Annotated in this window: 11 protein-coding genes; 7 read left to right on the top strand and 4 right to left on the bottom strand. The window is 36.9% G+C overall.

Features of this window, described 5'->3' with window-relative positions; genetic code table 11:
- Positions 1-114: 114 nt before the first annotated feature.
- Positions 115-1,725 (top strand): CTP synthase, encoded by a 1,611-nt coding sequence (pyrG, locus tag I589_RS14330; protein ID WP_010767013.1) that lies wholly within the window; start codon positions 115-117, stop codon positions 1,723-1,725.
- A 134-nt stretch (positions 1,726-1,859) separates the two neighbouring features.
- Here pyrG and I589_RS14335 read toward each other — a convergent pair whose 3' ends face one another.
- The 3 genes from I589_RS14335 to I589_RS14345 are packed head-to-tail and all read right to left on the bottom strand — an operon-like array spanning position 1,860 to position 5,842.
- A complete protein-coding gene (locus I589_RS14335; protein WP_010767014.1) occupies positions 1,860-3,434 on the bottom strand; it encodes a response regulator transcription factor in 1,575 nt (524 codons plus the stop codon).
- A gap of 19 nt (positions 3,435-3,453) precedes the next feature.
- The gene (locus I589_RS14340; protein WP_010767015.1) at positions 3,454-4,884 is read right to left on the bottom strand and encodes a sensor histidine kinase; all 1,431 of its coding nucleotides are present in this window, start codon (positions 4,882-4,884) and stop codon (positions 3,454-3,456) included.
- A 10-nt stretch (positions 4,885-4,894) separates the two neighbouring features.
- A complete protein-coding gene (locus tag I589_RS14345) occupies positions 4,895-5,842 on the bottom strand; it encodes an ABC transporter substrate-binding protein (protein ID WP_071875909.1) in 948 nt (315 codons plus the stop codon).
- 331 nt (positions 5,843-6,173) lie between these two features.
- Here I589_RS14345 and chvE point away from each other — a divergent pair, with 331 nt between their 5' ends.
- The 4 genes from chvE (at position 6,174) to I589_RS14365 (ending at position 11,258) form a co-directional block, all read left to right on the top strand.
- Entirely contained in the window at positions 6,174-7,214 is a 1,041-nt protein-coding gene (chvE, locus tag I589_RS14350; protein WP_425386984.1) for a multiple monosaccharide ABC transporter substrate-binding protein, read from the top strand.
- 113 nt (positions 7,215-7,327) lie between these two features.
- Positions 7,328-8,860, top strand: a complete 1,533-nt coding sequence (mmsA, locus tag I589_RS14355; RefSeq protein ID WP_010767018.1) for a multiple monosaccharide ABC transporter ATP-binding protein — start codon at positions 7,328-7,330, stop codon at positions 8,858-8,860.
- Between the two features lie 97 nt (positions 8,861-8,957).
- On the top strand, positions 8,958-10,076 hold the full coding sequence (mmsB, locus tag I589_RS14360) for a multiple monosaccharide ABC transporter permease (protein WP_425386985.1): 1,119 nt from the start codon (positions 8,958-8,960) through the stop codon (positions 10,074-10,076).
- 315 nt (positions 10,077-10,391) lie between these two features.
- Positions 10,392-11,258: a class II fructose-bisphosphate aldolase gene (locus I589_RS14365; protein ID WP_010767020.1), complete on the top strand. Its 867-nt coding sequence runs from the start codon at positions 10,392-10,394 to the stop codon at positions 11,256-11,258.
- A 114-nt stretch (positions 11,259-11,372) separates the two neighbouring features.
- Here I589_RS14365 and I589_RS14370 read toward each other — a convergent pair whose 3' ends face one another.
- Positions 11,373-11,792, bottom strand: coding sequence for an SRPBCC family protein (locus I589_RS14370; protein WP_010767021.1), 420 nt, complete (start codon positions 11,790-11,792; stop codon positions 11,373-11,375).
- Positions 11,793-11,956: 164 nt separating this feature from the next.
- Between I589_RS14370 and murA the strand changes: the two genes are divergently transcribed.
- Both murA and rho read left to right on the top strand, forming a co-directional pair.
- Positions 11,957-13,228, top strand: coding sequence for a UDP-N-acetylglucosamine 1-carboxyvinyltransferase (gene murA, locus I589_RS14375; protein WP_010767022.1), 1,272 nt, complete (start codon positions 11,957-11,959; stop codon positions 13,226-13,228).
- Complete coding sequence (rho, locus tag I589_RS14380; protein WP_010767023.1) at positions 13,225-14,520, top strand: transcription termination factor Rho; 1,296 nt, start codon at positions 13,225-13,227, stop codon at positions 14,518-14,520. The genes murA and rho overlap by 4 nt, the downstream gene beginning before the upstream one ends.
- Positions 14,521-14,588 lie beyond the last annotated feature (68 nt).

Here is a 14,588-nt window from a genome sequence, read left to right on the forward strand (position 1 = left end):
TTTATACGTAAATAATAGCTCCCTGTTCACTATGAATGGGGAGTTTTCTTTTTTTATTTACTAAGCACTATCCTAAACATGCATAAAAATTTTTAAGAAGGAGTTTTTCATTTTATGACAAAATACATTTTTGTGACAGGCGGCGTGGTATCTTCTATTGGTAAAGGAATTGTTGCAGCTTCTTTAGGTCGCTTGCTGAAAAATCGTGGATTAAAAGTGACTATTCAAAAGTTCGATCCTTACATCAATGTGGACCCAGGGACAATGAGTCCATACCAACATGGGGAAGTATTTGTAACAGATGATGGTGCAGAAACTGACTTAGATTTAGGTCACTATGAACGCTTTATTGATATTAATTTGAATAAATACTCCAATGTGACGACAGGTAAAATTTATTCTGAGGTTTTGCGTAAAGAGCGTAAAGGGGAGTATCTTGGTGCAACGGTCCAAGTGATTCCACATATTACAAATGAAATCAAAGAAAAAATTATGCGTGCTGCCAGCATGACAGACTCCGATGTAATTATTACTGAGGTGGGAGGAACTGTTGGAGATATCGAATCATTGCCATTTTTAGAAGCACTTCGTCAAATGAAAGCAGACGTGGGTTCTGATAACGTGATGTACATTCATACAACCTTGATTCCTTACTTAAAAGCGGCTGGAGAAATGAAGACTAAACCAACACAACATAGCGTAAAAGAGTTACGTGGTTTAGGAATTCAACCGAATATTTTAGTTGTTCGCACAGAACAGCCTGTTTCTCAAGATGTTAAAAATAAACTTGCACAATTTTGTGATGTTGCGCCAGAAGCTGTTATTGAATCTCGCGACGTGGAAACATTGTATTCTATTCCTCTTGCACTTCAAGCACAGGGAATGGATCAGTTTGTTTGTGACCATCTAAAATTAGAGGCACCGGCTGCTGATATGACAGAATGGCGTGAGCTAGAAGAAAAAGTATTGAGTTTACAAAAAACTGTTCGTATTGGACTAGTTGGAAAATATGTAGAATTGCCGGATGCCTATCTTTCTGTTGTGGAATCATTGAAGCATGCAGGGTTTGCTTATAATTCTGATATTGAAATTGACTGGATTCAAGCACAAGAAATTACACAAGACAATGCAGCAGAAAAACTAAGTCATCTTGATGGTATCTTAGTTCCTGGTGGATTTGGCGATCGTGGAGTTGAAGGAAAAGTTGAAGCAATCCGCTTTGCACGTGAAAATGACGTTCCATTCTTGGGGATTTGTTTAGGAATGCAGATGGCCTGTGTCGAATTTGGCCGAAACGTTGTTGGATTAGAGGATGCAGGCTCTGCAGAAACGTATCCAGATGCACAAAACAATATTATTGATTTGATGGCTGACCAAGAAAACATTGAAAACTTAGGTGGCACATTACGTCTAGGATTGTATCCATGTAAAGTAAAAAAAGGAACGAAGACAGCCGCTGCCTATAATAATGAAGAAGTGGTTCAAGAACGTCATCGTCACCGCTATGAATTTAATAACAAATACCGTGAAATGTTTGAAGCAAACGGAATGGTTTTCTCAGGTGTATCACCAGACAATCGTTTAGTGGAAATTGTGGAAATTCCTGAGAAAAAATTCTTTGTGGGTTGTCAGTTCCATCCAGAGTTAATCTCTCGTCCAAACCGTCCGCAAAAATTAATTAAAGCGTTCGTTGGCGCATCTTTAGATAGTCGCGAAGAAAAATAAAGGTAGATAGCCAAGTTATTCAAGAATGTTAAGTGAAATGAATAGAGAGTAGGACACCCCCTGGTGAGAGCGATAGTCTTCACCGAGGGGTGTCTTATTCTCGTTGTGCAAATTTTTTTTGAATGATAAATGAGCTAATCACCAAAGGAGTGATTCCGAAATTCTTTTGGTGAAATCTTTTCCTTCTTTTTAAATAAATAACTAAAATAGTTTGGATCGTTGTAGCCAATCTCTAGGGCAATGGATGAAAGCTTCTCATTTGTTTCGGTGAGTAGCTTCTTTGCCAGTTGAATACGGCAATTAGTCAAATACTCAATAAAGGTTACACCGATTGCCTGAGAAAATATTGTACTAAAATGAGCTGGACTCAGGCTGACATGTTCTGCCACAACATTCAGGGAAATATTGGGATCAGAATAATTTTCTTTAATATAATCGATTGCTTTTTGAATAATCGTTTGATGTTTAAACATAATGGAGTTCTGCGGCGATTGTATGAGAAACAAGCAAATTTGTCGAACAACAGTTGTATATTCTTCCATGGAGGATACTGTTAAAGATAAATCCCTTATCGTAGTTAATTCTTCAAGTTCGGGAGGCAGTTGAGTTTGATTTTTTTGTTGAACAAGTTTAATCAGCTCTGTCAACACAAAAAAACGAAAGAAGATGTTTCGAGTCTCGTCTGCCGCAGGAAAACCGGATAGCTCACTAACAAATGAATTCACTTCTTCTGGCTTGAGAGCAGCAATTCTTTTGGCTAAATCTAGTTTGAATGGATTGGGTGAAGCAGAGTGGTTTTCCTTGAATGTTTCCTCGTAACTAATGATTTCTACTTTTTTTAAATCCCCATACGTAGCAAGCAAGGATTTTGTTAAATGAAACGAATGAGGAATGTCGCTGATTCGATTTACAACAGGTCCAATCGCAACTGAAACGGCTTGTTTTTGTTCACTTTGTAATTCTTTGATGAGTATTTGTGCTAACTCTGAACTCTTCTTTACTAATTGCTCTCTATCTTTTTGAAAGACTAAAAATTTTATATACTTAGACGAAATACTAGAAAAAATCAAAGATGAATCGTCGTCAAATAGATAATTCAGATGATTGCTAAAATAGTATTGCTCTTCAAAGCATGGATTATTTTGACTTTTCACTAATAAGACAAGAAATTTTTGACCTAGAAGCGAGCGATCTAAGCTTGTTGATTTTTTCTGAATTTCTTCCATGGATAAAGAACCGTTAAAAAGACCATTTAAAAAATGATTTTTTTTAAGTTCAAAGACAATCTTTTCATCGCCAGACTCATTTTCTGAGGGAACCTTTTTTTGACTATCTAATTCAGAAACAACTCTTCTGAGTGAACGCTCTAATTCATTGTTTTTAATGGGTTTTAAAAGATATTCATCGGCTTTAATTTGAATAGCTGTCTTCATATAATTAAAGTCATCAAAGCCTGTTAAAAAGAGAATACGAATCCAAGGAAATCTTTTTTTGACTTCTTTTGCAAAGGTAACGCCATCCATAAAGGGCATTTTAATATCCGTTAATATAATATCAGGTTGTAAATCAATAATAGCAGAAAGCCCCATCTCGCCATCAGAAGCTTCTCCTGAAAAAAAGAGAGGGAGGGTCTCAGAGAGCTTTAATAACTGATTACGCAAATTTTCTCGAATTAAGGGCTCATCTTCAACGATAAATATACTGTACATAGTTTGTAATCTCCTTATCTTATAAAGTGGGTTGTTTTTTTGGTACACGAATGGTGACACAGGTTCCTTGATTATAAGTGCTCTCTATTTTCAAGTAGGCATCTTCGCCGTAATAGAGATTTAGTCGCCGATTGACATTATAAAGTCCGTATCCTGATTCAGTTGATGAAAGAGAGACTTCGGATAAATGAAAACGAACGTTGTTTAACACCTCTGGCGACATCCCGATTCCATTGTCATTGACAAAAAACACGAGTGCTTCTTTTTCCTCCACTAAGCCGACATGGACTTTCCCAGCTCGTCTGACAAGTTTTGTTCCGTGATAGACGGCATTTTCAATAATCGGCTGTAGAATCATTTTTAATACCATCTGTTCTTGAAGCTCATCAGGTACTTGAATATCATAAGTAAGCATCTCCGCATAGCGAATTTTTAAAATTTTGAGATAGTCTTCAACATGGCGAATTTCTTTTGACAGAGGAATCCAGTCTTTTCCTTTGCTTAAGGAGATTCTGAAAAAATCAGATAATGCAAAGGTCATTTCTTTGACAGCAGGTAAATCTTCTTGATCGGCGAGTGCTAATATGGCATCTAGTGAGTTATAAACAAAATGCGGCGTGATTTGAGCTTGCAGTGTTCGTACTTCACTTTGCGCGAGATGCTGCTGTTTTTTTGCATTTTCTTCAATTAGCGTAGTTAAGTTTTCTGCCATCATATTCATACTTTCGCTTAATTTAGAAAGCTCAAAAAGCTGTGAGGCAGTGGAACGATAAGAAAAATGACCGTTTGAAAACTCATTCGCTAATTTGACTAAGTCATTAATCGGCTGTTGAATTTTCTTTTCAAGAAATTTTTGTGTACGACGACTAAAAAAGAAAATACAAGCAATAATAAGCAGTTGAGCCATACTAAGCAGTAGAAGAGAGTTCGTCACTTCCTCGCTTCGTTTGCTTGCTAAATTAATTTCAACTCGAACGAAATCTTGTAAAATATCATAGAGCAGCTGGTTTACAGAATCTATTTGAAGCATAATCAGTTCATTTTCTTCCACAGGCTGTTCGAGTTTTACATTATCTAAAATCTTATCCAAGTATTTTTCCATGGTATCTAAAGTACGTTGAGCAACCTCCAGTGTACTTCGTTCAGTAGTAGTGTTGGCATTTTCGCTGATGACCGTGAGTTCAGAACGCAGCTCATAAATAATACTTTTTTTATCATAATTTGTGGGTTCAATTTGACCAAATACAATATCCCACATTTCTTCCAGTACATTATTTTTTACTTTTGTTGATATCTGATTTGCAGCTTGTATATTATCAACAGAGTTTTGATAAATCAGAATATAGCGAGTGTAAAAAAAGATACTGAACAAAATAGGTAAGATAGCAATCGCTAGCATAATTTTATTGGACTGCTTAAAGATTTTTTTGATACTGTCCGTATTATACATCGTATACACCTCAGTAATTTCTTGTAGGAATGGTCTTCAATGGCGATTGATCAGAAAAAATTGTTTCAGGCATGTAGACCTCTTCAGGAATCGTATTTCCCTTTAAATAACGAGAAATAGTATTTCGAACATACCAGCCAGCATTTGGATTGCATTCGACCACGGCATTTACGTCTCCTGATTTTAATTTCAAAATCATATCTTCCTGTGCATCAATTGTAATAATGATTAATTCTTTTCCTGGCTGTATATCACTGCCTTTTAAAGCATCCAATGCCCCATGAGTCATTTCATCATTATGGCTAAATAAGACATCAATCTTGTTAATTTCTCCTGATTGAATTAATTTAGTCATCTGTTCTTTTCCTTTTAAGCGAATGTAGTCCCCGCTTTTTGTTTGAGTGATTTTCATACGGGAGTCTCTTTGAATCACTTCTGAAAATCCCTCATGTCGAAGCGTGGTTGGAGAAGTAGAGGCAAGTCCTTTTAATTCAAAAATATTGATTGTTTTCTGATCTTTTTCCTTAAAGTAGTTATACACATAAAGTCCAGCACGATTTCCTTCTGCTTTAAAGCTTGGACCGATGTGGGTAAGGTACAGAGAGCTATCCGTAACGTTAACATTTCTATCCGTTATGATGACTGGAATACCTGCGTCTCTTGCTTCTTTTAAAACAGGCTCCCAGCCATCTTCTTTTAATGGAGTAAAAACAATAATATCTACTTTGTAGGCGATGAAGGTCCGAATATCCTGAATTTGTCTCTCTTGGTTCATAAATCCATTTTTGTACAGTACTTGATAATTTTCTTTGGCCAATTCCTCGTTAATTGATTCAGTGTGCCGTTTACGCCAGCTGCTTTCTGTTCCTGATTGAGAAAAACCGACAACAATGGTGGGTTCTTCCTTCTCAAGTGGTTTTGTACAGGCAGCAAGAATGAAGAGAAGAAATAGAACCATAACTCCTGTTTTTTTCAACAATAGTTCACTCCTTTTTTGAGTACGATTATTGTATCAAATAATCACCTTTATTGTAATCGCTATCACGATTGGGCAGAGCCGTTCGAATAAAAACAAAGAAAATAAAAAAATATTCAAGATTTATCTAACGTTTACACGAAAAAATAAGCAGAGAAAAAAAGATTTGTAGAAACGGAGAAAAATATTCAATGAAAGCGCTTGTAAAGTTTAGTAAACTTCAACATGTAATTAGAAATCGAAAAAAGGAGAGTATGAAATGAATACACGTTTGAAAAAAGGATTGATCGCTGCTGCAGGGTTGATGGTCGCTATGAGTTTAGCAGCTTGCGGGAAGACATCAGGAGATACTAAGAGTCAGGACAAAGGATTTGTTGGAATTGCTATGCCGACGAAATCAGCAGAACGGTGGATTGCTGATGGGGATAACATGGTGAAGCAGCTAGAGGATAAGGGATACAAAACTGACTTGCAATATGGTGAAGACAAAGTGGAAAATCAAGTTGCTCAAATAGAGAACATGATTACTAAAGGCGTAGATATATTAGTGATTGCATCCATAGATGGTTCTGCGTTAACAGATGTTTTAGATAAAGCAAATAAAGAAGGTATCAAAGTGATTGCTTATGATCGTCTCTTAATGAACTCTGAAAACGTTGATTATTATGCAACTTTTGACAATTTTAGTGTAGGTGTACTTCAAGCTTCATACATTGAAGAAGCATTAGGACTTAAGGATGGAAAAGGTCCTTTTAATATTGAACTATTCGGTGGTTCCCCAGACGATAACAACGCATTAATAAACTACAATGGAGTTATTTCCGTGCTGCAGCCTTATTTTGACAGCGGTCAGCTAGTAGTTCCTTCTGGTCAAACAAAATTCAACCAAATTGCGACACTTCGCTGGGATGGTTCTACTGCTCAAGCACGTATGGATAACTTGCTGAGTGCTAATTATACTGATAAAAAATTAGATGCGGTTCTTTCTCCCTATGATCCAATTGGGTTAGGGATTATCTCTTCGCTAAAAGGAGTTGGTTACGGAAAAGGAGACAAGCCAATCCCTGTTGTTACAGGTCAGGACGCAACAATTGCAGGCGTAAAATCAATTATTGCAGGAGAGCAGACACAAACGGTATTTAAGGACACAAGAACATTAGCAAAGAACACAATAGAAATGATTGAGGCAATTACGAATGATAAAGAAGTGCCTGTGAACGATAAGGAAACCTATGACAATGGAGTAAAAGTAGTGCCAACCTATCTGGCAAATCCTATTTCTGTGGATAAAGAGAATTACAAAACTGAACTAATTGATACTGGTTACTATACAGAAAAAGAATTAAGTAATTAAGAGTTGAGAGGATCTCTTGCTAATTTTTTCTTGAGATAAATCAAAATGCGGGAGAAAGGGGTCTAACGAATGTGTTCTTCGTGATCCCTTTCTTAGATTAGGAGAGTGAGAAAATGACAGACTACATTCTTGAAATGAACCATATTATCAAAGAATTTTCGGGAGTACGTGCATTAGATGATGTAAATATAAAAATTGAACGCGGAAAAATTCATGGACTTTGTGGAGAAAACGGTGCAGGAAAGTCAACACTGATGAATGTGTTGAGCGGTCTGTATGCGTATGGCAATTATTCTGGGGAAATTCTATATGATGGGGAACAGTGCCGGTTTAAAAGTTTGCGAGATAGTGAAAAAAAAGGCATTGTCATTATTCATCAAGAGCTTGCGTTAAGCCCTTATTTATCAATTAAGGAAAATATATTTTTAGGTAATGAACAAGCGAAACGTGGGATTATTGATTGGAATGTAACAGAAAAAAAGACGGATGCGTTACTAAAAAAAGTCGGGTTAAAAATTAATCCTAACTTATTAGTCTCGCAAATCGGTGTAGGACAGCAGCAGCTTGTAGAAATTGCAAAAGCTTTTGCAAAATCAGTGGAATTATTAATTTTAGATGAGCCAACTGCGGCATTAAACGAAGAAGAAAGCGAAAATCTATTGGCATTAATTAAGGAATTTCGTACACAGGGAATTACTTCAATCATCATTTCGCATAAATTAAATGAAATAGTAAATGTTGCAGATCGAATTACAATTTTACGTGATGGAAAAACAATCGAAACTCTTGAAAAAGAGGAAATTAGTGAGGAAAGAATCATACGAGGGATGGTGGGAAGAGATTTAGCCAATCGCTATCCAAAAAGACAGCCGAACATTGGGGAAACCTACTTTGAAGTGAAGAATTGGACTGTCCACCATCCAATTGATACAACTCGTATTGTGAATGATCAGATAAACTTTACGATGAAAAAAGGAGAAATTGTTGGGATTGCAGGCTTGATGGGCGCAGGCAGGACGGAGTTTGCGATGAGTGTATTTGGACGATCATATGGGAAAAACATTACAGGAGAAGTCTACAAAGAAGGAAAGTTGATTTCTATAAAGGATGTTCCTACAGCAATTGAAAACGGACTTGCCTATGTTTCTGAAGATCGGAAGGTATTAGGATTAAACTTATTGATGGATATTCGTGAAAATACGACTATTGCAAGCTTAAAGAGCATTAGTCATCGTGGGGTAATTGATAAAGAAAAAGAGATTCTTGCTGCAAATAATTATCGAAAAAAAATGAAAACAAAGACAACTTCCGTATTTCAAAATGTAGGGAGTCTCAGTGGAGGAAATCAACAAAAAGTAGTTCTGTCTAAGTGGCTGATGACCGAGCCGGATATTTTGTTTTTAGACGAACCAACTCGTGGGATTGATGTTGGTGCAAAGTATGAGATTTATACCATTATTGAAGAAATGGCTGCTGCTGGGAAATGTATCTGTATCATTTCATCGGAGCTGCCAGAAATTATAGGAATGTGTGATCGGATTTACACAATGAATGAGGGGCGCTTGACTGGAGAAGTGCTGAGAAATGAAGCCAGTCAGGAAAAATTGATGGGCTTAATGACAATGGAAAAAGAAGGTGCATTCTAGTATGGAGCAAATAAAAAAAGGAAAAGAAATAGGGAAACGAGAAGAAAAGCAGAATGGAATTAAAGAACGATTATTAGATATATTCAGCAAATATAGTATGGTGATTATTTTAGTCTTTTTATTAATCGCCTTTCAGCTATTAACGAATGGTATTTTTTGGAGACCTTTGAATATTACGAATCTCGTATTACAAAATAGCCACATTTTAATTTTGGCAGCAGGGATGCTACTTGTTGTTTTACTGGGGCATGTCGATTTATCTGTAGGTTCAGTGATGGCTTTTGTCGGTGCAATTGCAGGTGTTCTAATGGTAAACAAAGGGATGAGTCCCTGGTTAGCTGTTCCCATCTGTTTATTAATTGGGGCAGTTATTGGTGCATGGCAGGGCTTCTGGGTTGCCTATGTTGGCATTCCTGCGTTTATCGTTACATTAGCAGGCTTGCTCATGTTTCGAGGTCTAACACAAGTCGTTCTTGGCGGACAGTCTTTAGCGCCATTTCCTGTCATTTTTCAAAAAATTTCAACAGGTTATTTGCCAGATATAATTTCTGGCGAGCACATTCATATGCTGTCTATGCTGATTGGGGCAGTCTTGTCTATCATGCTAGTACTGAGTCAGTGGAAGGCGAGAGAAAAAAGAAAAAAGAACTTATTTGACGTAGAGAGTTCTTCATTTTTCTTGCTTAAATCACTCTTTACTGTACTAGTTGTCATGGGAGTAACCTATATTTTTTCTTCCTATTCAGGATACCCTATTATCTTAATTCTTCTTGGCGTTCTTGTGTTTGCATATTCTTTTTTGACAAATAAGACGATTATAGGACGACAAATTTATGCAACGGGAGGAAATAAAAAAGCTGCAGAGCTATCTGGAATTAAAACAAAACGTATCACCTTTTGGGTGTTTGTCAATATGGGCATGATGGCGGCTTTGGCTGGATTAATTTTAGCTGCCCGATTAAATGCAGCAACCCCTCAGGCAGGAACTTCTATGGAACTGGATGCAATGGCTGCGGTATACTTTGGCGGAGCTTCTACATCAGGAGGGATAGGAACAGTGATGGGGGCAATCGTCGGCGGATTGGTAATGGGTGTTTTAAATAATGGCATGTCTATTTTGGGCGTGGGTGTGGACTGGCAGCAAGCAATTAAAGGATTGATTCTTCTGTTAGCCGTTGTATTAGACATTTACAACAAAAAGAAAAAAATCTCATAGATATCGTTTGTAAAAAAATCATAAATAAAAAATATACAAGTAAAAACGGATTAAACGAACACTGGAACTGAACAAAAATATTTAAAGGAACTTTGTTATCTAATGAACAAAGTTACCGTTTTCTTTGCAGTATATAGCCATCTTATAGAAATAGTATATTTATATTAAGTGATATTTTAATTGAAAATAACTATGGAAATTTCCAAATTCGATGATTTTAGTAGAAAAGTACCGAAATGTTTGCTAAAATGTAACTGTTGGTTAGGGGAGATCCCCTTAACAAATTTGTTTATACAAACTTAGGAGGAATTTTTTATGCCATTAGTATCAGGAACAGAATTTCTTAAAGCTGCTCACAAAGGCGGTTACGGTGTTGGAGGATTCAACACAAACAATTTGGAATGGACAAAAGCGATTCTTGAAGCTGCTGAAGCGAAAAAAGCACCAGTATTGATTCAAACTTCTATGGGCGCTGCTAAATACATGGGCGGATACAAAGTATGTTACGATTTAGTAAAAGACTTAGTAGACTCAATGGGTATTACAGTACCAGTTGCAATTCACTTAGATCATGGTGAATACGAAGATGCATTAGAATGTATTGAAATTGGTTATACTTCTGTAATGTTTGATGGTTCTCATTTACCATTTGAAGAAAACATCGAAAAAGCAAAAGACGTTGTTGCAAAAGCACATGCTAAAGGTGTTTCTGTAGAATGTGAAGTGGGTTCAATCGGCGGAGAAGAAGACGGAATCATTGGTTCTGGCGAATTAGCTGATATTGAAGAATGTAAACAAATGGTTGCTACAGGTATTGATTACCTAGCATGCGGAATTGGTAATATTCATGGTTCTTATCCTGATAACTGGACTGGTTTAGCATTTGATCATTTACAAGCTATTTCAGACGCTGTTGGCGATATTCCATTAGTATTACACGGAGGTTCTGGTATTCCTTTAGAACAAGTTCAAAAAGCGATTTCTATGGGTGTATCTAAAATCAACGTAAATACTGAATGTCAAGAAGTATTTGCTGCTGCAACTCGTAAATATATCGAAGAAGGAAAAGATCTTGAAGGTAAAGGTTTTGACCCTCGTAAATTACTAGCACCAGGAACAAAAGCTGTTACTGAATTAGTAGAACAACGTATCGAATGGTTCGGTTCAACTAACAAAGCATAATAAATTCTGATTTTATAAAAGTGCCCCTCATCTGAGGAGCACTTTTTTATTTATCCTTTTAGAAAAGTAGCGATGCAACGAACGGTAGAGATGAATATATGTAAATGAGTGAATTTAGCGGAGCTTATGGCTTGCGATTTTTTTCTCCAAATCACTTAAATAGCGTGTTTGTATTTTTTTTAGATTTAATGCAAAAAAAGAAACCGCCCAAATGAATGGATTTTTAATGATTAATTCTTCTGTAAAGACTATTTGTGTTGTTTCAGGTGACAATGCGGTAAAGACTCCAATCCAGTCCCCGATGAATTGCTTGTTTTTCATGGAAAATGTATATCGTTTATTTCTCTCTTTTTTGGTAATTGTAAAGTGAGTAGCCCCGCCACCCTTGTAATGTTCAATAAATGTTTTTTCATCTACCTGCTCAATTTTTTCTACATCCGATCGCCACGTGTAGTCGGAGTTGTCGGTTACAACTGCCCATACTTCATCAATCGGATAGGGAAGGACTTGTGTAACTGTACTGGTACGTTTCATGCTGCTCTCCTTATCTTATTCATAGTTTTTAATTTCCATAGAAATATCTAGATATCTGTCTTATTTTATTATCTTTTTTCTTTTTCTACAATATGGTAAAATGGATAATAGTGCAAATAGGCATTTTTTTAGTTCTTAAACCAAAAAGTATAGGTGAATATAAAATGAAAAAAATTAAAATAAATGGTAATCGCCCCTTAAAAGGCGAAGTGACGATAAGTGGTGCAAAAAATAGTGCGGTAGCTTTGATACCTGCTGCTATTTTAGCTGATTCTCCAGTGACTCTTGAGGGAGTTCCTGACATACAAGATGTACATTCATTAATTGAAATTTTAGAAATTATGGGTGCAAAAACCAAATTTGAAAATAATCAGTTAGAAATTGATCCTAGAGAAATTGTTTCCGTACCCATGCCAAGTGGGAAAATTAACAGCTTACGTGCCTCATATTATTTTATGGGCTCTTTATTAGGAAAGTTTGGCGAAGCGGTAGTTGGCTTGCCTGGAGGCTGCTATCTAGGTCCGCGTCCAATCGATTTGCATATTAAAGGGTTTGAAGCCCTAGGCGCCACTGTTAATAATGAACATGGGGCAATGTACATACGTACAGAAAAAGGTCCATTGAAAGCAACACGTATTTTTATGGACATGGTTTCGATTGGTGCAACGATTAATGTTATGTTGGCTGCGGTAAAAGCAGAAGGAAAAACAATTATTGAAAATGCGGCTAGAGAACCAGAAATTATTGATGTAGCCACTTTGTTAAACAATATGGGTGCTAAGATTCGTGGCGCTGGAACGGATATTATTCGTATTGAAGGTGTAAATGAACTGCACGGTTGCCGTCATTCAATTATTCCAGATCGTATTGAAGCAGGTACTTATTTAGCTATGGCAGCAGCTGTAGGTGAAGGAATTGTTGTAAAAAATGTTATTTTTGAACATTTAGAAAGTTTTATTGCCAAGTTACAGGAAATTGGTGTACAAATGAATATCGGAGAAGACGAGATTGAGGTGCTGCCGTCTCATGATTTGAAAGCTGTTCATGTGATGACGTACCCTTACCCAGGGTTTGCAACGGATTTACAACAACCTTTGACGCCTCTACTTCTTAAAGCAAAAGGAACCGCAGAAATAACTGATACTATTTATTCAAAACGTGTAAATCATATTCCTGAGCTTGCTCGAATGGGAGCAGATGCAACGGTTGAAGGAAATCTGATTGTTTTAAACGGACCGAATAAATTACATGGAGCAGAAGTTGTTGCTTCAGATTTGCGTGCAGGTGCTTGTCTGGTAATTGCAGGATTGATGGCAGAAGGAACAACTACTGTTTATAATGTAGATTATATTCTTCGCGGTTACGATCATATTATCGAGAAACTTACTGCTTTAGGAGCAGATATTCAAATGATAGAGGAAGAGGCTGAAAAATGAGCGATTATTTAACAATGGCGGAACTTGAAAATAAAACGTTAAAAGAAATATATACTTACGCAAAAGATTTTAAGATTCCATACTACAGCCAAATGAATAAAAAAGAGTTGTCTCTGTCTGTTATACGTGCACAAGCCGAAAAACAAGGCTTCTTTTACATGGAAGGGATTCTAGATATTGTGGGGCAAGAAGGCTACGGCTTCTTGCGTCCGATTAACTACGGACCAAGTGTGGAGGATATTTATATTTCTTCATCACAAATTCGTCGTTTTAGTTTAAGAAACGGGGATAAAGTAGCAGGAAAAGCACGTCCACCCAAAGAATCTGAACGTTATTATGGTTTAATGCATGTTGAAAGTGTCAACGGAAAAGATCCTGAGGAAGCAAAAGAACGTCCTCACTTCCCAGCGTTAACCCCTCTTTATCCAGAAAAGCAAATTAAACTGGAAACCACAACGGGCCGATTAGCGACTCGTATGATTGATATCTTTTCTCCCGTGGGATTTGGTCAGCGTGGGCTGATTGTTGCTCCACCAAAAGCCGGAAAAACAAGTGTTTTAAAAGAAATTGCAAATGGAATTACAGATAACTATCCAGATGTAGAATTGATTTTGTTATTAATTGATGAGCGTCCGGAAGAAGTGACTGATTTAGAGCGAAGTGTGAAGGGGGATGTTGTTTCTTCAACCTTTGATCAACAGCCGCAAAATCACACACGTGTCGCTGAATTGGTCTTGGAACGGGCGATGAGACTTGTGGAGGATAAGCGGGATGTAGTTATCTTAATGGATAGTATCACTCGTTTAGCACGTGCATATAATTTAGTGATGCCGCCAAGCGGAAGAACTCTAAGCGGAGGGATTGATCCGGTTGCTTTATACAAACCTAAGAAATTCTTTGGTGCGGCTAGAAATATTGAAGAAGGCGGCAGCTTGACGATTTTAGCTACGGCTTTGGTTGATACTGGTAGCCGAATGGACGATATTATCTATGAAGAATTTAAGGGAACTGGAAATATGGAACTTCATCTGTCACGTGATTTGGCAGAACGACGTATTTTCCCTGCCATTGATATTAAGAAATCAGGCACACGAAAAGAAGAGCTGCTAATGGCTCCTGAGAAATTAGAGGATCTTTGGAAATTGAGAAATAATATGACTGGAGATTCATTGGATTACACAGAACAACTGATTCAATTTTTGAGAAAAACAAAAAATAATGATCAGTTTTTTGAAGCATTTCAAGATGTTTCTTTTGGAAGTCGCACACCAAGAAGAAATCAAAAAAGATAATTGCATATTGAAACAAATCATGGTACGATATTACTGTTGTAAATCGACAAATCAACTCTGACTCAGCA

It is taken from the genome of Enterococcus phoeniculicola ATCC BAA-412 (assembly GCF_000407505.1).
GTDB classification, from domain to species: Bacteria; Bacillota; Bacilli; order Lactobacillales; family Enterococcaceae; genus Enterococcus_K; species Enterococcus_K phoeniculicola.

What these genes read in the sequence shown, in the direction of transcription:
- pyrG (WP_010767013.1), top strand. Translation starts at nt 115, where the DNA reads ATGACAAAATACATTTTTGTGACAGGCGGCGTGGTATCTTCTATTGGT.
- I589_RS14335 (WP_010767014.1), bottom strand. Translation starts at nt 3,434, where the DNA reads ATGTACAGTATATTTATCGTTGAAGATGAGCCCTTAATTCGAGAAAAT.
- I589_RS14340 (WP_010767015.1), bottom strand. Translation starts at nt 4,884, where the DNA reads ATGTATAATACGGACAGTATCAAAAAAATCTTTAAGCAGTCCAATAAA.
- I589_RS14345 (WP_071875909.1), bottom strand. Translation starts at nt 5,842, where the DNA reads ATGGTTCTATTTCTTCTCTTCATTCTTGCTGCCTGTACAAAACCACTT.
- chvE (WP_425386984.1), top strand. Translation starts at nt 6,174, where the DNA reads ATGAGTTTAGCAGCTTGCGGGAAGACATCAGGAGATACTAAGAGTCAG.
- mmsA (WP_010767018.1), top strand. Translation starts at nt 7,328, where the DNA reads ATGACAGACTACATTCTTGAAATGAACCATATTATCAAAGAATTTTCG.
- mmsB (WP_425386985.1), top strand. Translation starts at nt 8,958, where the DNA reads ATGGTGATTATTTTAGTCTTTTTATTAATCGCCTTTCAGCTATTAACG.
- I589_RS14365 (WP_010767020.1), top strand. Translation starts at nt 10,392, where the DNA reads ATGCCATTAGTATCAGGAACAGAATTTCTTAAAGCTGCTCACAAAGGC.
- I589_RS14370 (WP_010767021.1), bottom strand. Translation starts at nt 11,792, where the DNA reads ATGAAACGTACCAGTACAGTTACACAAGTCCTTCCCTATCCGATTGAT.
- murA (WP_010767022.1), top strand. Translation starts at nt 11,957, where the DNA reads ATGAAAAAAATTAAAATAAATGGTAATCGCCCCTTAAAAGGCGAAGTG.
- rho (WP_010767023.1), top strand. Translation starts at nt 13,225, where the DNA reads ATGAGCGATTATTTAACAATGGCGGAACTTGAAAATAAAACGTTAAAA.